Raw genomic sequence first — 16373 nt, forward strand, 5'->3', positions numbered from 1 at the left:
CCGCTCCCCGGGGCCGCTTCGGCCGCAGCTCGGAGAGCGGGGCCCGCGCCGCAGCTCAGAGAGCGCTTTCCAGTGCGCATGCTATAACTTCCGGATGGCGGAATCGCCCCAGACGGGCAACCTGTCCCGCCCGGGGGAGCGCGTCCCGGGGCCGACGGGGGAGCGTGGCGCGGCCCGGAGCCGGCTGCCCACCCTGGAGGACGTCGCCCGGGTGGCCGGGGTGTCCCGGGCCACCGTGTCACGCGTCGTCAACGGGGTGCGCAACGTCGATCCGGACCTGCACACCGTGGTCTGGGCGGCGGTGGACTCCACCGGGTACGTGCCGAACCGCGCCGCGCGTTCCCTGGTCACCCGGCGGGCCGGGACGGTCGCGCTGGTCGTGTCCGACAGCGAGGAACACGACGACCCGTTCCTGAGCCGGTTCTTCGCCGACCCGTTCTTCGGCCGGGTCGTCGGCGGCGTGCTGAGTGCCCTGCGCCCGGCGGGTGTGCAGCTCGGCCTGCACCTGGTGGGCAGCCCACCGGCGCGCGTCCGGCTGGTCGGGGACCTGCGCCAGGGGCAGGCCGACGGGGTGGTGCTGCTGTCGCTGCACCCCGACGACGCGCTGCCCGGCCTGCTGGTCGAGGCGGGGGTCGCCGCAGTGATGGTGGGCCGCCCCGCCCGCCCGGCCCCGATCAGCTACGTCGACGTGGCCAACGAGGCGGGCGCGGCGCTGGCCGTCGAGCACCTGCTCGCCCGGGGCTGCCAGCGCATCGGGCTGGTCGCCGGCCCCGAGCATGTGCCGGCCAGCCAGGATCGGGTGGCCGGGTTCCGGCAGGCGATGGCCCGCCGCGGGTACGCGTGGTCGCCGTCCGAGGCGGGCAACTTCACCCGGGAGAGCGGCGAGGCCGCCATGCGTCGCCTGCTGGCCGCCCACCCCGATCTCGACGGTGTCTTCGTCGCCAACGACCTGATGGCGCAGGGCGCCCTGGTCGCCCTGCACGAGGCGGGCCGCCGGGTGCCCGACGACGTCGCGGTGGTGGGCTTCGACGACAGCAGCGCCGCGCAGGCTGCCCAGCCGCCGCTGACCACCGTCCGGCACCCGCTGGAGGTCATGGCGGCCGAGGCGACCCGGCTGCTGCTGGCCCGCATCGAGGAGCCGCAACTGCGCGTCGCGTCGGTCATCCACGACCCCGTTCTGGTGGTGCGCCGCAGCGCCTGAGCGGGCCAGCGGGCGGGCGGCGGGGGAGGCGGTCGGCTCGACACGATCTGCCCCCTTCGGTGGGGTGGTGGGGTGCGGGGGCGGGTGGTCGGCGAAGGCGGCGTTCGCGTGCCCCGGCGGCGCGCCGGCTCGCCCGCGGGCAATTCCTCAACGCTTAATTAATGTCGTCATTAAAGTCTCCACCGGCGGATTCGTCAAGGGTGAGGTGTCCCGAGAGGACGGAAGTCGCGTCGACCGGCAGTGTCGGAGATCGATGCCTTGACGGGGATGCAATCTCGCCGTAACACTCTCCGAGAGCGCTCTCCCATCATGGTGCCGCTCCGGTGGCACCAGCCGCGGCGCCACGGTCCTCTCGTCCTCCCCCGTCGCGCCCGGCGTCCGCAGCCCTCTACCGACAGGCGAAGTCATGACATCTCGCGTCCCATCCGTACGTCCGGCACCGGGCCTCCGGCCCGCCCGGCGGCGTACCCTCGTCGGGCTGGTGCTCGCGCTCGTCGCGGCGCTGGCACCGACCGGCGGGTCACCGGCCCAGGCGGCGCCGGTGCTGCTCTCGCAGGGCCGGCCGGCCACCGCCTCGTCCACCGAGAACGCCGGCACCCCCGCGTCGGCGGCCGTCGACGGCAACACCGGCACCCGCTGGGCGAGCGCGTTCAGCGATCCCCAGTGGCTCCAGGTCGACCTGGGCGCCCGCGCCACCATCAGCCAGGTGACCCTGGTCTGGGAGGGCGCCTACGCCCGGGCGTTCCAGATCCAGACCTCCGACGACGGCAGCGCGTGGACCACCGTCGCAAGCACCACCACCGGCACCGGTGGCACCCAGAACCTGACCGTCACCGGGGCCGGCCGCTACGTGCGGATGTACGGCACCGCCCGGGCCACCGGATACGGCTACTCGCTCTGGGAGTTCCAGGTCTACGGCGAGACCGGCGGCACGACGCCCACCTGCGGCAGCGCCAACGCCGCGCAGGGCCGGCCGGCCACCGCCTCGTCCACCGAGAACGCCGGCACCCCCGCGTCGGCGGCCGTCGACGGCAACACCGGCACCCGGTGGGCCAGCCTCGCGGCCGATCCCCAGTGGCTCCAGGTCGACCTCGGGTCCAGCCGGTCGATCTGCCGGGTCGTCCTGCGCTGGGAGGCCGCCCACGCCCGGGCGTTCCAGATCCAGACCTCGGCCGACGGCAGCGCGTGGAGCACCGCCTGGAGCACCACCACCGGCCCCGGCGGCGTCCAGTCCCTCGACCTCACCGCGACCGGCCGCTACCTGCGGGTGTACGGCACCGCCCGGGCCACCGGATACGGTTACTCGCTCTGGGAGCTGGAGGTGAACGTGACCGGGACCGACGTCCCGCCGGTCGAGCCCACCGACCCGCGCAACCCGAACCTCGGCCCGAACACCTTCGTGTTCGACCCGAGCACGCCGACCGCCACCATCCAGAGCCGGTTGAACACCCTGTTCACCCAGCAGGAGACCAACCAGTTCGGCCCCCAGCGGTACGCGGTGCTGTTCAAGCCGGGCACCTACACCGCCGACGTCAACCTCGGCTTCTTCACCCAGGTCGCCGGCCTCGGCATGAGCCCCGACGACGTCAACCTCAACGGCCACGTGCGGGTCGAGGCGTTCTGGATGGGCGGCAACGCCACCCAGAACTTCTGGCGCTCGGCGGAGAACCTGTCGGTGACCCTGCCGGCGGGCACCAGCGTGGAACGCTGGGCGGTGTCGCAGGCGGCCCCCTACCGCCGGATGCACCTGCGCGGCGCGCAGAACCAGATCCAGCTCTGGAACGGCGGCGACGGCTGGTCCAGCGGCGGGCTGATGGCCGACACGAAGATCGACGGTACGGTCGTCTCCGGTTCGCAACAGCAGTGGTACTCACGCAACAGCGAGTTCGGGGCCTGGACCGGCTCGGTGTGGAACATGGTGTTCCAGGGCGTCACCGGCGCCCCGCCGCCGAACTTCCCCAACCCGTCGCACACCGTCATCGCGCAGACCCCGCAGGTGCGGGAGAAGCCCTTCCTGTACGTCGACGGCACCGGCGAGTACCGGGTCTTCGTGCCGGCCCTGCGCGCCAACTCGGCGGGCACCAGCTGGTACGGCAAGACCCCCGCCGGCTCGTCGCTGTCGCTCAGCGAGTTCTACGTCGTCCGCCCGGGCACCAGCGCGGCCACCATCAACGCGGCGCTCGCCCAGGGCCGGCACCTGCTGTTCACCCCCGGCGTGCACCACGTCAGCGAGCCGATCCAGATCAACCGCGCCAACACCGTCGTCCTCGGCCTCGGCCTGGCCACCATCCAGCCCGACAACGGCACGGCCGCCATGCGGGTCGCCGATGTGGACGGGGTGAAGGTGGCCGGCGTGATGTTCGAGGCCGGCACGGTGAACTCGCCGGTGCTGATGGAGGTCGGCCCGGCCGGCTCGGCGGCCAGCCACGCCGCCAACCCGACCTCGCTGCACGACGTCTTCTTCCGCATCGGCGGGCCGGGCGTCGGTCGGGCCAGCACCACGCTGACCGTCAACAGCGACAACGTCATCGGCGACCACATGTGGCTGTGGCGGGCCGATCACGGCGACGGGGTGGGCTGGGCGGCGAACACCGCCGACACCGGCCTGACCGTCAACGGCGACGACGTCACCATGTACGGGCTGTTCGTCGAGCACTACCAGAAGTACCAGACCGTCTGGAACGGCAACGGCGGGCGCACCTACTTCTACCAGAACGAGATGCCCTACGACCCGCCGAACCAGGGCGCCTGGATGAACGGCGCGACCCGCGGGTACGCCGCGTACAAGGTGGCCGACGGCGTCACCAGCCACCAGGCGTGGGGGCTGGGCAGCTACTGCTACTTCAACGTCGACCCCTCGGTCGTCGCCGACCGGGCCATCGAGGCCCCCACCAACCCGAACGTCCGGTTCACCAACATGGTCACCGTGTCGCTCGGCGGGGTCGGCACCATCAACCGGGTGATCAACAATGCCGGCGGCACGGCCAACGCCGGCACCCAGGTGGTCTACCTGACCACGAATTCGTAACCCGGCCGACGGCCATGGGCCCGGCCGGCGACGCCGGCCGGGCCCGCACCTCGGCGCCGCCGTCAGGCCCGGCTGCGGACGAAGGTCCCAGGACGGTCCAGGGCGTCCGCGCGGGCCCGGGCCAGCGGGTGGAACCGGAAGGCCGCTCCCAGCCGGGCCCACCACCCGGCCGTCCGCGGTCGGTAGCGAGCAGCGCCCGGACGGCCGCGCTGTCGTCGCCGGTGAACCGGGCGTCGGCGGCGAACTCCCGGGCACGCAGCACCGACCACGCCGACACCTGCACGATCAGCGCGAACGCGGCCGGCGGCGGCGTCCCTCGCCGGCCCCGCCGCCGCCCTCAGTTGCCGTCGACATCCAGGGTGGCGACGCCGAACCGTTGGGCGAACGCGTCCCGCACCGCGTCGCGCAGCACCGCGACCTGGTCCTCGGTCAGCTCCCAGCGCGGGTCCCGCGCGGCGGCGGTGACCACCTCCTCGATGCGCAGCAGCTGACCGGGCCCCAGCCGCACGGTGGCGGCCGGCGCGGGTCATCGCGGTCACCGTACGGGGACGGCGGCAACTGGCCGTCGGCAACCGGATAGTCGTGCCCGGTCGACCGGTCGGCCGATTCCACGCGAGCCTCAGTCGCCGGGTCCGCCACCCGGCCGGGACGGCCCGCCCCGGAAATCGACTAGAGTCGCTGCCGAACGGGCATCGGGACGGGGCCGGCGGATCGTCTCGGCCTCGGGGCGCGATCGCACCCTGGGCTGCGGACGGACACACGGGCGGACGGTTGATGGACATTCGGCTGCGCGGGCCGGCCCGGCGGCGGCGGGCGACGGCGGGGGCCGCGCTGGCCGCCGTGATCATCATCGGCGTGGCCCCGGGGGCGGCGGCGGGCCCGCCCACCGTGCTGTCGCCGTCCGCCGGCACCCCGGTGTGTCAGGTCCGCGACGGCCGGCTGAACGAGATCTCCGGGATGGCCGCCACCGGCGACGGGTTCGTGATGGTCAACGACTCCGCCGACGAGGAGGCCCGGCGTCGGATCTTCTTCCTCGACGCCGAGTGCGCGGTGGTGCGGACGGTGCGGTACCCGTCGCGTCCCCGCGACACCGAGGACCTGGGCGTCGGCGCGGACGGCACGGTCTGGGTGGCCGACGTCGGCGACAACGACCGCTCCCGCCGGACGATCGCCCTGTGGCGGCTTCGGCCCGGCGGGAAACGCCCGGTGCTGTACCGCCTGGCGTACCCGGACGGTCCGCACGACGCGGAGGCCCTCCTGGTCGCCGGTGACGGGCGTCCGGTGATCGTGACCAAGCAGGGCGGCGGCGCCGGCCTGTACCGCCCGGCCGCCGCCCTGCGGCCGGGCGCGACGGTGCCGTTGGCCCGGGTGGGGCAGGTGCGGCTGCCGTCCACCAGGACCCGAAACCCGTTCTTCTTCGTCGGTCGGGCGGTGGTCACCGGCGGCGCGACCGCGCCGGACGGGCGTCGGGTGGTCCTGCGCACCTATGCCGACGCGTTCGAGTTCGACGTGCCCGGCGGCGACGTGGTCGCCGCCCTGACCACCGGCACGCCGAGGGTCGTCCCGCTGCCGGACGAGCCGCAGGGGGAGTCGGTCACCTACAGCCGCGACGGCCGGTCCCTGCTCACCGTCTCCGAGACCGCGGACCAGCCGCCCGGCACGCGGCCCACGATCCTGCGCTACGCGCTGGCCCCGGCGCCGGCCTCCGCCCGACCCCGGACCGACCCGGCGCCGGCCGCGCCCCGTGGTGCCGACGCCCCCGACCGCGCCGACCGGGGCGGCCCCACGTCTGCGGTCGTGGGGGCGGCAGCCGCGGTGCTGGCCCTGCTCGCCCTGGTGCTGGCCATGGCGAGGGGCACGGGTCGCGTGGGCCGGTAGGTCGCCGACGGCGCGGGGCGCACCCGCCGCCGGTCTGGCTCACCGTAGTTGACCGAACTCGTCCAGCTACCTCACAGGTGACGTTGCTGGGTTGCCCGACCAGCGGCATCCACCATGGACGCCGCCGATCACGTTGTGCCGCAAGGGATCTGCCGGCGATTCACTGCCGACGGGCGCCGGCACGACCGAAACTGGCGAGGGAGTGGTTCGTGGTGTTCAAGAAGATGCTGGGAGCGTTCGGGGTGGGCGGGCCCAGCGTCGACACGGTGCTGTCCAACCCGGGCACCCGGCCGGGGCTGGTGCTGGTGGGGCAGGTGAATCTGACCGGGGGCGGGCACGATGTGGAGATCGACCACATCACCCTCGGCCTCGTCACGAGGGTGGAGGCGGAGGGCGCGGAGGAGGAGTACGACGCGCTCGTCGAGTTCCACCGCATCCAGGTCGCGGGCGGCCTGCGCCTGTCCGAGGGGCAGCAGTTGTCGCTGCCCTTCCAGGTGCCGGTGCCGTGGGAGACCCCCGTGACGACCGTGTACGGGCAGCACCTGCACGGCATGACCATGGGCCTGCGTACCGAGGTCGCCGTGCGTGGCGCGGTGGACAAGGGTGACCTCGACCCCGTCCACGTGCACCCGCTGCCGGTGCAGGAACGCATCCTTGAGGCCTTCGGCCAGCTCGGTTTCCAGTTCAAGGGCGCCGACCTCGAACGCGGGCACATCGCCGGCCTGCACCAGACCATGCCCTTCTACCAGGAGATCGAGTACTACGCCGCCCCGCAGTACGCCCACGGCGTCAACGAGGTCGAGTTGACCTTCGTGACGAACGAGTACGGGGTGGACGTGGTGCTGGAGTTCGACAAGCGCGGCGGCCTGTTCGCCGGCGGTCACGACTCCTTCGGCCGCTACCGCGTGGACCACGTCGACGCCGACAACGTCGACTGGGTCGCCCAGGTGGACACCTGGCTCCGCCAGGCCCTCGACGGGCACCAGAGCCGGCACGCCGGGCACGGCTACGGCCAGGTCGGGTACGGCTCCCCCGTGCCCGGTGGCTACCCGCCGCCCGGCCACGGCCCCGGCGGGTACGCCCACGGCGACCATCACGAGGAGCACCACGAGCGGCGCGGCCCCGGCATGGGTGCCGTCGCGGCCGGTGTGGTCGGCGGCGCGGCGCTCGGCTTCGCCGGCGGCATGGTCGCCGACGAGGTCTTCGACTCCTTCGGTGACGACGACGAAGGCGGCGACGAAGGCAGCGACGACGAGGACTGAGGACCACGGTCCGGAGTGGACCGTCGGCACGCGAGATGATCTAATTCAGGTGATTGTTCCGTTTAGGCCGGAATTCCCGGCCAAGTGTGAAGGAGTGTGCATGCCCGTCACCGCCGACCTCACCAAGCTGGTCGACAAGGCATACCAGGACAAGACCCTCGCCGAGCTGGTCGACGCCCCGGTGTCCGCCCTCGCCGGGGTCAGCGACGGCGACGCCAAGCTGCTCAAGGACGCCTTCGACATCACCACCGTCGGCGACCTCGGCCGCAACCCGTACTTCCACACGGCCAGCGCCCTCGTCGCTCTGACCGGCACCAAGTAGAACCCCGGCCGGTGCCCGGCGCCTGCGGTCGCCGGCCACCGGCCGGCCGGTGGCGCTCGGGTCGTCCGGGCCCGCGCGTCCCGGTCGGCGGCACCCCGCCGGCCCCGGTGCGGCCTTGGAGCCGTGCGGTCAGGACATGCTGGCCCTCGGGGCGCCCGGACCCGGGTCGATCCTGGTCGGGCCGCCGGCGGACGGGCGTACGTCGAAGTTGAAGATCTCGGTGGGCAGGTAGACCGTCGCGCAGGAGTTGGGGATGTCCACCACCCCGGAGAGCCGGCCCTCGATCGGTGCCGCGCCGAGCAGGAGGTACGCCTGCTCGGGCTGGTAACCGAAGCGGGTCAGGTAGTCGATGGCGTGCAGGCACGCGCGCTGGTAGGCCAACTGCGAGTCGAGGTACCGCTGCTGCCCGTCGAGGGTGACGGAGATTCCGGAGAAGGCCAGCCACTGGCTGAACTGCGGTGGCGTGTTCCCCGGCAGGAAGATGGCGTTCTCGGCGACGCCGTACGTCTGCATGCCGTTCTTGATCAGGTCGACGTGCAGGTCGATGAAGCCGCCCATCTCGATTGCGCCGCAGAAGGTGATCTCCCCATCGCCCTGGGAGAAGTGCAGGTCGCCCACGGACAGGTTCGCGCCGGGCACGTAGACCGGGTAGAAGACCCGGGTGCCCGCGGTGAAGTTCTTGATGTCCTGGTTCCCGCCGTTCTCCCGGGGCGGGGCGGTACGCGCCGCCTCCGCCGCCACCCGGTCGAAGTCGGCGCCGGTGAGCGTGCCGAGGATCGCGTCGTGGGGCTCGGGCGGCAGGGACAGGGGCGGCACCCGATCCGGGTCGGTGGCCCGCAGCGCGCCCTCGCGTTGGTTCCAGGTGGCCAGCAGCCCCGCGGACGGGGCGGTGCCCATCAGCCCGGGATGCGTGATCCCGGTGAACTCGACCCCGGGAATGTGCCGGGAGGTGGCCTGCCGGCCGGTGAAGTCCCAGATGGCCTTGTAGGCGTCGGGGAACTGCTCGGTGAGGAATCCGCCGCCGTTGCCGGTGGGGAACACGCCGGTGTATCCCCAGCCCTGGCCGGCCAGCGGTCCGGAGTCCTCCTGCGGGATGGGCCCGAGGTCGAGGATGTCGACGACGAGCAGGTCGCCGGGTTCGGCGCCCTGCACCGCGAAGGGGCCGCTGAGGGCGTGGACCCTGCTCAGCGGGGCGTCCCGGATGTCCTCGGCCGAGTCGTCGTTGTGGATCGCCCCGTCGAACCACTCCCGGCAGTCCACGCGGAACGTCTGCCCGGGCCGGACGGTGGCCACGGGTGGGATGTCCGGGTGCCACCTGTTGTGGCCGATTTTCTCCTGGTCGGTGAACCTTCTGCTGGAGTCGAGCGGGAACAGCAGTTCGGGCATGTCGTTCTGCCTTTCGGTCGGGCTGGTGGGACCGCCGGTGTTGGCCGGTCACCAGCGGGGCAGGCGGGCGTGGGCCGGGTTCGACGACCGCCGGACCGGATGCCGGCCCGGGACGCGCGTCACGACGTCCGGCGCCTCCGCGCTGCGCTCCGCCCGGTCGATCGCGTGCCGCAGGGGCGCCGGTGTGCGGGTGAGCCGGGGCGCCGAGAAGACCCGGGCGGCCGGACCCCCGCACCGTGGGCAGCGCGCGGCGGTGCCGGCCGTGCCGATCGGCAGCGTGGTGTCGAAGCTGCCGTCCTGCTGGCATCGGTACTCGTACGTGGCCATCTCCACCGCCCCCTCGCAGCGCCTCGCGGGCGGCAGCCGGCTGGCGGCTGAATCGCCCGTATGCCCATCCTCCGCCGCTTTCGCCCTCAAGTGGCATGAAGCCACTAACGGGGGACTCTCGCGGGCCGTCGGTGGCGAAACTCCTGGGCGCGCGGTCCCTTCCGGCCGTCCTGGTGCCTGACGGGCTGCGGCGGGTATCCGGCAGGGAGGTCGGCACCCGGCCGACGGTGACCCTGGGAGGGCTCGCGTGAAGGTCAGGAACTCGTTGCGAGGGCTGAAGCGGAAGATGAACTCGATCGTGGTACGCCGGCGGGGCCGGACGTTCGTGATCAACAAGGCGGACCGGCGGCAGAAGGCGAGGCAGGGCTGAACCTACGGCGCGTCGACGACCTCGCGCCCGAGGGGCCAGAACGCGGCGGGTACGAGCTTGAAGTTCGCGATGCCGAACGGGATTCCGACGATCGTGACGCAGAGCGCGATGCCGGCGAGGACGTGGGACAGCGCCAGCCACCAGCCGGCCAGCACCACCCAGAGGAGGTTGGCCAGGCCGGAGGGGGCGCCGGCGCCGGGCTTGGGCACGAGGGTGCGACCGAAGGGCCACAGCGAGTAGCTGGCCAGGCGCAGGGAGGCGACCCCGAACGGGATCGTGACGACCAGGACGAAGCAGATCAGCGCGGCGATGCCGTATCCGACGGCGAGGACGAGACCGCCGCCGAAGACCAGCCACAACACGTTGAGCAGAAAGCGGATCACCCCTCCATCATGACTGCCGCCCGCCACCGGCGCGATTTGCGCTACCCCGTGGCCGGGGCGCCCGCGAGCCAGCCGAGTTCGGTGGCGCGGGTCCTGCCCACGCGCTCCGCGAGCCCCCGGGTCTGTGCATCGGACCCGTTGGCCCGTTCGGCATCGGCCAGCCGAGCGCCCTGCTCCACGTGCTCGCGCAGGGTCTGCCCGATGGCGCGGTCGAACGCCGGGCCGCGCAGGGAGCGCAGCGCGACGAGATCGGCGGGAACGACCATCCCGGGCAGGTCGTGCCCCTCGTGCTCGTTGACCGCCGGGAGCCCGGCCCTGCCACGCAGCCGCCGCAGTTCGTCCAGCTCCGCGCGCCGGGCCGCCGCGATCCGCCCGGCCGCCTCGCGGACCCCCTCGTCGGTGCTGCGGCCGGGCACCAGGTCGAGCGCCGCGAGCGCCTGTTCGTTCATCGGGATCATCAGCTGGATCCACGCCGCGTCGGTGCCGCCGAACGTCGCGGTGGCGGCGGTCGGGACGCCGGGGGCCGGGATGCCGGGGGCCGGGACGCTGGCGGTCGGGACGCCGGTGGCCGGTGCGGTGGACGGCTCGGCGACGCAGCCGGTCGCCGACGGCCCGGCGACGAGCAGGAGCCCGATGAGGAGGACGGGGGCCCTCGCCGGCCCGTTGCGGGGCCGGCGAGGGGAAACGACCGTCACGGGGTTCCGTTGACGCCGCACTTGACGACCGGGCGGATGCAGTCACGCACCCGGCGCTCCATCTCCGCCACGGGCCAGGCGTTGAAGAAGTCGCCGTGCATCGTGAAGCCGGCGCCGGAGGCGAGCCGGAAGCGGGCCGGGTCACCGTTCGCCGGATACCGGATCACCTGGCGCAGCTTCGGCACGGGCACCGGGTGGGTGGACGGGCAGTCGTTGTTGACCGGGTATGCCATGTGGCTCTGGTGGTTCGCGGAGTCGAGGTTCACGCCGTCCCAACACTGCGGGAAGTCCAGGTACGACTCGAGCATGCTGCCGGCCGGACAGGCGACGAAGTTCTTCGACGGGTTCACCTCGCCGTGGTGCAGGCAGGACCAGCGGGCGATGCTCTGCTCCGGCGCGGTCGCCTTGGCGTTGCCGGCGACGATACGCAGGCCCAGCGGCAGCGGCTGGATCCGTGCGGTCACGTCGGGGCGGACGCCCTCGCCGAGGTAGTAGAAGGTGGCGATCGACGGTTCGACGGGCTGGTTGTCGACGTAGAGCGTCGGGATCCAGTAGGACGAGGTGTCCACCGACGGGCTGCAGTTGCTCCTGGCGTTGATCAGGTCGTTCACGGTGGTGTGCGCGTTCGTCACCTCGCTGCCGAAGAAGCTGTGCATGTGCGAGGCTCCGGGCAGGCCCGGGAAGACGATCGGGTCGTCCGGCAGCCGGTGGCTGAACGGGCAGTCGGCGAGGAACTCGGAGACCCGCACGACCGGGCCGCCGGGCGGCGTCGTCGGCGTCGAGCCGCCGACGCCGTAGACCTGGAACTCCCAGAGCGACACGCCGTACTGGGTGGCCCGCTGGGTCGCGTTGACCCGGACGTACCGGCCGCTGCCGGAGACGGCGAGATCCTGGGTGCCGCCCGGTCCGGTCGTGGTGCTGTAGACGGTCGTCCAGGCGTTGCCGTCGGCGGAGGTCTGCACTGTGAAGGCGCGCGCGTACGCGGCCTCCCAGCGCAGCACCACCCGGCTGACGGTCGCGGTGGCGCCGAGGTCGACCCGCAGCCACTGGGGATCGCTGAACGCGCTGCCCCAGCGGGTGCCGTTGTCGCCGTCGACGGCGTTGGCGGCGGGCGTGCCGCCGTTCTCGGTGGAGGACGCCGTGGCCGGTCGCCCCTGCGAGAGCAGGGGGTCGGCCGCGTCGGCCCGGATGGCGGTGGCGACCAGATAGCCGCCGAGCAGCGCGACGAGTGCCACGGCGAGCGCGGCGGTCCGCAGCGGCCCGCGAGTCGGTGTCAGGGATGTCGGTAGGGACATGGGGACTTCCTTTCGGGCCTGGGCTTACTGGTACACGCGGACGTAGTCGACGAGCATTCGCGCCGGGAACGGGGTGGTGCCGTCGACCGGCCCGGGGAAGTCGCCGCCGACGGCGAGGTTGAGGATCAGGTAGAACGGGTGGTCGAAGATCCACGGTCCGCGGGTCGACTCGACCGTGGCCTTGCTGGCGGTGAAGACCGTCTGACCGTCGATCTTGAAGGTGATGCCGCGGCTGTCCCACTCGGCGGACCAGACGTGGTAGCCGGCGGACAGGTCCACCCCGCCCGGCGCCGCGTACTTCTGGCCGTACCCGCCGCCACCGTTGTAGGCCGGGGCGTGCAGGGTGGAGTAGGCCTCCTGCGTGTTGCGGCCGAGGACCTCCATGATGTCGATCTCCCCGTTGTACGGCCACGGCCGCCCGGTGAGGAAGTCGGCGCCCATCATCCAGAACGCCGGCCAGAGACCGTTGCCCTTCGGCACCCGGATGCGGGCCTCGATCCGGCCGTACTGCACGTGGAACTTGTTGCCGGTGTTCATCCGGTGCGAGGTGTAGTCGCGACCGTTGACGGTCTCCCGCCGGGCCTCGATGACGAGCGAGCCGGCGCCGTCCATGTTGGCGTTGTCGTTGTTCGTGTAGTACTGGACCTCGTTGTTCTGGCCGGTGCCCGGGTCGATCGTCCACTTGGCCGGGTCGGGCTTGCTGCCGGCGGCGCCGTTGAACTCGTCGGCGAACACGAGCCGGGTGGCCGGGAACGTGGGATCGGCGGGCATCGCCGGCGGCGGGGTGGGGTTGCCGCCCGTGCCGTACACCTTGAACTCCCACAGCGAGTACCCGTACTGACTGCTGCGGGCGGTGCCGTACATCCGCACGTACCGGCCGGTGCCGGTCACGTTGATGGCCTCCCTGAAGCCCTGCCCGGTGGTGGTCGAGTAGACGGTGGTCCAGGTGGACGCGTTCGGCGAGACCTGGATCTGGTACGACCGGGCGTACGCGGGATCCCACTGCAACACGACCTGGGTCACGGTCGCCGTGGCGCCGAGGTCGACGTAGATCCAGCCGGGGTCGACCCAGCCGTTGGTGGGGCTGGTCGCCCAGCGGCTCGCCGGGTCGCTGTCGAACGCCTTGTCCGGCGTGCAGCCGAAGCACGCGCCGTCGTTCTGGCTGGTCGACGCGACCGCCGGCTTGGCGTACGACAGCAGCGTCGCGCCGCCGGGGGGCGGGGTCGTCGGCGGGGTGGTAGTCGGCGGGGTGGTCGGGCCGGTGCTGCCGTAGACCTCGAACTCCCACAGCGACACGCCGTACTGGGTGGCGCGCTGGGTGGTGGTGACCCGCACGAAGCGACCCGTGCCGGTGACCACGAGGTCCTGGGTGCCGCCCGCGCCGGCCGTGGTGGTGTGGATCGTCGTCCAGGCGCCCGTGCCGGTGGGCGACGTCTCGACGGTGAACGCGCGGGCGTAGGCGGCCTCCCAGCGCAGCACCACCCGGGTGAGGGTGGCGGAGACGCCGAGGTCGACCTGGAGCCACTGCGGATCGCTGAACCCGCTGGACCAGCGGGTGCCGGCGTCGCCGTCGACGGCGGCCGAGGCGGGGAACGCCACGGACTCGGCCGACGATGCGGTGACCGGCCGGCCCCGGGACAGTAGCGGGTCGGCGGCCCCGGCGGGTGGCGCCGCGACCGCCAGGTACGCGCCGAGCAGGGTGAGCAGCGCGGTGCCGAGGGCGGCGAGGCGCCGGCCACGGCCGGCGCGTGACGGACGGGTGAGCGGAGGGGCAAGAGTCCGAAGCATCGGTACTCCTTGGGAGGTGGTGGTGGGACCGACGGATCACCCATCGGGTCCGGGGCACGGGAGAGCGCTCTCCCGTGCCACCTACTCTCAGCTCTGCCGACCACGGCTGTCAATGACCTACTGATTGATCCTTGCCGATTGATCTCTCCGGAGCGGCTGGTCGGCCCGTCCCGTCCACCGCCGGTGCGGTGTGCGCGCCCTGCGGCACCGCACGGCCCTGCGCCGCTGCCGTTGGCCTGGTTGCCGCCCGACGCGACGGCCACGGTGAGCGGCTTGCCGTGGCTGTGCATCGCGCTGCTGAGCTGCTGCATGAGCGGGGTGGAGTGCCCGTTGAGGTGCCCGAAGGGGGTCGAGGTCAACTTCAAAGGGCGTTGGTGAATGGACTGCTGCACCGAAACAGCAGATTCGCTTAGCCTTTTCTATATGCTACGGTCTAATCATGGGGCTTCGCCTATCCAGCGGCACTGTTGATTCTGTTCATTGTCGGAATGGTGGTGAACTTGCCGACCTGGCAAGCGGCACTGTTGGGGGCGGCTGGAATGGTCCCAGTTGTTGCCGTCGATCTGCTCCTGGTGCAAGCAAAAAGGAATGAACGGGCATGACAAATGGTAGTGTGGGCTTTTTTGTGGCCGTGTACAAATCCGTGGCGTAGGTGTTCCACCCTGCCGTCAGCGCGGATGACCAGACGCCGCCACTGCACGTGGGATTGCCGCCGCTGGGCAGGCGTCCCACACGTCGGGGACCTACGACCGGCGGTCCACCGGTCGATAGATCTGTCGTAGCGGACTATCTGTATCCGCTGGTCCCGGCGGTCACCTCGGCCGCCGCGCGCTCGCCCGCGCGCACCGCCCCCTCCAGGTAGCCCGTCCAGCCGACCGCCGTCTCGGTGCCCGCCCAGTGCACCCTCCCCACCGGCGGGCGCAGCGCCGGCCCGTACCCGCGCCACGAGCCGGGGGTCAACACCCCGCAGAAACACCCCCGGGTGTACGGGTCGGCCGACCAGTCGTACTCGACGAACCCGTCCGGGTGGGCGGCGTCCGGGCCCACCATGGCCACCAGCGCGTCCAGCACCGCCGCCCGCCTGGCGTCCGGGGACATCCGGCGCAGGTCACGCGCCTCGTCGCCGTAGCTGAACGCGGTCAGCACCCCGCGCGTCGAGTCCGGGGTGCTGTTGTCCACCGTCTCGGTCACCGGGCCGGTGGCGCTCGTGCCGACGCCGGAAAGCCCGTCGGCTCGCCAGAACGGCTCCGGGTAGAGCGCGTGCACCTTCACCGCCGAACCCATCGGCATCCGCTGGGTGAGCCCGTCGCGCAGTGCCGGCAGCGGTGGGTCGTACCGGATCCGGCCGGCCAGCGCCGGGGCCACGGCGACCACTGCGGCGTCGGCGGGGTACGCGTCCCGGTCGGTGCGCACCAGCACCCCGCCGGCGTCCTGCGCGATCACCGTCACCGGCGCACCCAGGCACAGCGCCCCCGGCCCCGCGGTGGCCGCCAGTCGCTGCGCCATCCGCTCGGCCAGCGCGGCCGGGCCGCCCACCACCCGGTCCTGCTGCGCCCCGCCGGCCATCCCCAGCAGCAGGGCGCTGCCGCCGCCGCTGCGCAGGTAGAACAGTATCTGGAGCAGGGAGATCTCGTCCGGGCCCGTGGCGAGCAGGCCGCCGGCCAGCAGCCGGCCCAGGTACCGGGCGGCTGTCGGATCACCTGCGGCGTCGGCCAGCCAGCCGGACAGCGGCAGCCGGTCCCACTCGGGCGCCTCGGCCGCTAGCCAGGGCGCCGCCGGGTCCAGCCGCGCGGCGAGGGCGTCGAGCCGGGCCAGCACCCGCCCGGTGGGCTCCGGCGGCTCGGGGTGGAGCCCATTGTCCCAGCGCAGCACCGGCGTGCCGAGGGCCGCCGACGGGAACGTGGTCAGGCCGTACTCGGCGACCAGGGCGTACATCCGGTCCTGGGTGGGGCCGAGCCACTGCGCGCCCAGGTCGAGCTGGGTGCCGTCGGGCAGCCAGCGGGTGAGCGTCCGCCCGCCCACCCGGTCCCGAGCCTCCACCAGCCGAACGTCCCACCCGACTCGGCCGAGTGCCAGCGCAGCGGCAAGCCCGGAGAACCCACCCCCAACCACCACCACCCGCCCCACCGACCCCACCCCTCCCACCCGCCCCACCGGCCCCTCCCGCCCCACCCCTCCCGCCTGCTCCACCCGCCCACCCCTCCCGCCTGCTCCACCCGCCCCTCGCCCCCCGCCGCATACCCCTAGCCCGGCCCACCACGCCAGCCCGTGCCCCTCCGCCTCCCTTGATCGTCTGCTGAAAAGTGAGTTGACACGCCGGCCGTGGTCTCCGAAATCAGCAGACGATCATGGGCGCCCGTATCAGATCCAATGGTGAGGTGGGGCATCGTCCACAGGCGGCCCATCGTCCACAGGCCGGATTGCGGCCGGGGTGTGCG

General features: G+C 72.8%; 14 protein-coding genes. 6 read left to right on the forward strand and 8 right to left on the reverse strand.

Features of this window, described 5'->3' with window-relative positions; all coding sequences use genetic code 11:
- Nucleotides 1-94 precede the first annotated feature (94 nt).
- Complete coding sequence (locus OG617_RS28850) at nucleotides 95-1201, forward strand: LacI family DNA-binding transcriptional regulator (RefSeq protein ID WP_405096073.1); 1107 nt, start codon at nucleotides 95-97, stop codon at nucleotides 1199-1201.
- Between the two features lie 406 nt (nucleotides 1202-1607).
- Nucleotides 1608-4229, forward strand: coding sequence for a discoidin domain-containing protein (locus OG617_RS28855; RefSeq protein WP_405096074.1), 2622 nt, complete (start codon nucleotides 1608-1610; stop codon nucleotides 4227-4229).
- 337 nt (nucleotides 4230-4566) lie between these two features.
- On the opposite strand, the gene OG617_RS28860 is transcribed toward OG617_RS28855, so the two are convergent.
- Nucleotides 4567-4737, reverse strand: coding sequence for a hypothetical protein (locus OG617_RS28860; RefSeq protein WP_405096075.1), 171 nt, complete (start codon nucleotides 4735-4737; stop codon nucleotides 4567-4569).
- A 266-nt stretch (nucleotides 4738-5003) separates the two neighbouring features.
- Between OG617_RS28860 and OG617_RS28865 the strand changes: the two genes are divergently transcribed.
- The 3 genes from OG617_RS28865 (at nucleotide 5004) to OG617_RS28875 (ending at nucleotide 7691) form a co-directional block, all read left to right on the forward strand.
- Complete coding sequence (locus tag OG617_RS28865) at nucleotides 5004-6107, forward strand: hypothetical protein (protein ID WP_405096076.1); 1104 nt, start codon at nucleotides 5004-5006, stop codon at nucleotides 6105-6107.
- A gap of 209 nt (nucleotides 6108-6316) precedes the next feature.
- Nucleotides 6317-7369, forward strand: a complete 1053-nt coding sequence (locus OG617_RS28870) for a sporulation protein (protein ID WP_405096077.1) — start codon at nucleotides 6317-6319, stop codon at nucleotides 7367-7369.
- A gap of 100 nt (nucleotides 7370-7469) precedes the next feature.
- Nucleotides 7470-7691, forward strand: coding sequence for a hypothetical protein (locus OG617_RS28875; RefSeq protein WP_405096078.1), 222 nt, complete (start codon nucleotides 7470-7472; stop codon nucleotides 7689-7691).
- A 129-nt stretch (nucleotides 7692-7820) separates the two neighbouring features.
- Here OG617_RS28875 and fmdA read toward each other — a convergent pair whose 3' ends face one another.
- Together fmdA and OG617_RS28885 are read right to left on the reverse strand one after the other, a co-directional pair.
- On the reverse strand, nucleotides 7821-9077 hold the full coding sequence (gene fmdA, locus OG617_RS28880; RefSeq protein ID WP_405096079.1) for a formamidase: 1257 nt from the start codon (nucleotides 9075-9077) through the stop codon (nucleotides 7821-7823).
- Nucleotides 9078-9125: 48 nt separating this feature from the next.
- Nucleotides 9126-9404, reverse strand: a complete 279-nt coding sequence (locus OG617_RS28885) for an FmdB family zinc ribbon protein (RefSeq protein ID WP_405096080.1) — start codon at nucleotides 9402-9404, stop codon at nucleotides 9126-9128.
- Nucleotides 9405-9651: 247 nt separating this feature from the next.
- On the opposite strand from OG617_RS28885, the gene OG617_RS28890 reads away from it, so the two are divergent.
- Nucleotides 9652-9774, forward strand: a complete 123-nt coding sequence (locus OG617_RS28890) for a ribosomal protein bL36 (RefSeq protein ID WP_111132521.1) — start codon at nucleotides 9652-9654, stop codon at nucleotides 9772-9774.
- Nucleotides 9775-9776: 2 nt separating this feature from the next.
- Here the strand turns inward: OG617_RS28890 and OG617_RS28895 are convergent, their stop codons facing one another.
- The 5 genes from OG617_RS28895 to OG617_RS28915 form a co-directional block, all read right to left on the reverse strand.
- Complete coding sequence (locus OG617_RS28895; RefSeq protein ID WP_396672491.1) at nucleotides 9777-10157, reverse strand: YccF domain-containing protein; 381 nt, start codon at nucleotides 10155-10157, stop codon at nucleotides 9777-9779.
- Between the two features lie 41 nt (nucleotides 10158-10198).
- Complete coding sequence (locus OG617_RS28900) at nucleotides 10199-10852, reverse strand: DUF305 domain-containing protein (protein WP_405096081.1); 654 nt, start codon at nucleotides 10850-10852, stop codon at nucleotides 10199-10201.
- The gene (locus tag OG617_RS28905) at nucleotides 10849-12147 is read right to left on the reverse strand and encodes a DUF1996 domain-containing protein (protein WP_405096082.1); all 1299 of its coding nucleotides are present in this window, start codon (nucleotides 12145-12147) and stop codon (nucleotides 10849-10851) included. Before OG617_RS28905 ends, OG617_RS28900 begins: the two co-directional genes overlap by 4 nt.
- Before the next feature lie 24 nt (nucleotides 12148-12171).
- Nucleotides 12172-13935, reverse strand: coding sequence for a discoidin domain-containing protein (locus OG617_RS28910; RefSeq protein WP_405096083.1), 1764 nt, complete (start codon nucleotides 13933-13935; stop codon nucleotides 12172-12174).
- Nucleotides 13936-14721: 786 nt separating this feature from the next.
- Complete coding sequence (locus tag OG617_RS28915) at nucleotides 14722-16107, reverse strand: flavin monoamine oxidase family protein (protein WP_405103990.1); 1386 nt, start codon at nucleotides 16105-16107, stop codon at nucleotides 14722-14724.
- Between the last annotated feature and the right edge of the window lie 266 nt (nucleotides 16108-16373).

This window comes from Micromonospora sp. NBC_01412 (genome assembly GCF_045040215.1).
Classification (GTDB): domain Bacteria; phylum Actinomycetota; class Actinomycetes; order Mycobacteriales; family Micromonosporaceae; genus Micromonospora; species Micromonospora rubida.

Bases quoted from the DNA above. Each gene is read 5' to 3' on its own strand.
- OG617_RS28855 (WP_405096074.1), top strand. From the start codon at position 1,608: ATGACATCTCGCGTCCCATCCGTACGTCCGGCACCGGGCCTCCGGCCC.
- fmdA (WP_405096079.1), bottom strand. From the start codon at position 9,077: ATGCCCGAACTGCTGTTCCCGCTCGACTCCAGCAGAAGGTTCACCGAC.
- OG617_RS28850 (WP_405096073.1), top strand. From the start codon at position 95: ATGGCGGAATCGCCCCAGACGGGCAACCTGTCCCGCCCGGGGGAGCGC.
- OG617_RS28875 (WP_405096078.1), top strand. From the start codon at position 7,470: ATGCCCGTCACCGCCGACCTCACCAAGCTGGTCGACAAGGCATACCAG.
- OG617_RS28885 (WP_405096080.1), bottom strand. From the start codon at position 9,404: ATGGCCACGTACGAGTACCGATGCCAGCAGGACGGCAGCTTCGACACC.
- OG617_RS28905 (WP_405096082.1), bottom strand. From the start codon at position 12,147: ATGTCCCTACCGACATCCCTGACACCGACTCGCGGGCCGCTGCGGACC.
- OG617_RS28910 (WP_405096083.1), bottom strand. From the start codon at position 13,935: ATGCTTCGGACTCTTGCCCCTCCGCTCACCCGTCCGTCACGCGCCGGC.
- OG617_RS28865 (WP_405096076.1), top strand. From the start codon at position 5,004: ATGGACATTCGGCTGCGCGGGCCGGCCCGGCGGCGGCGGGCGACGGCG.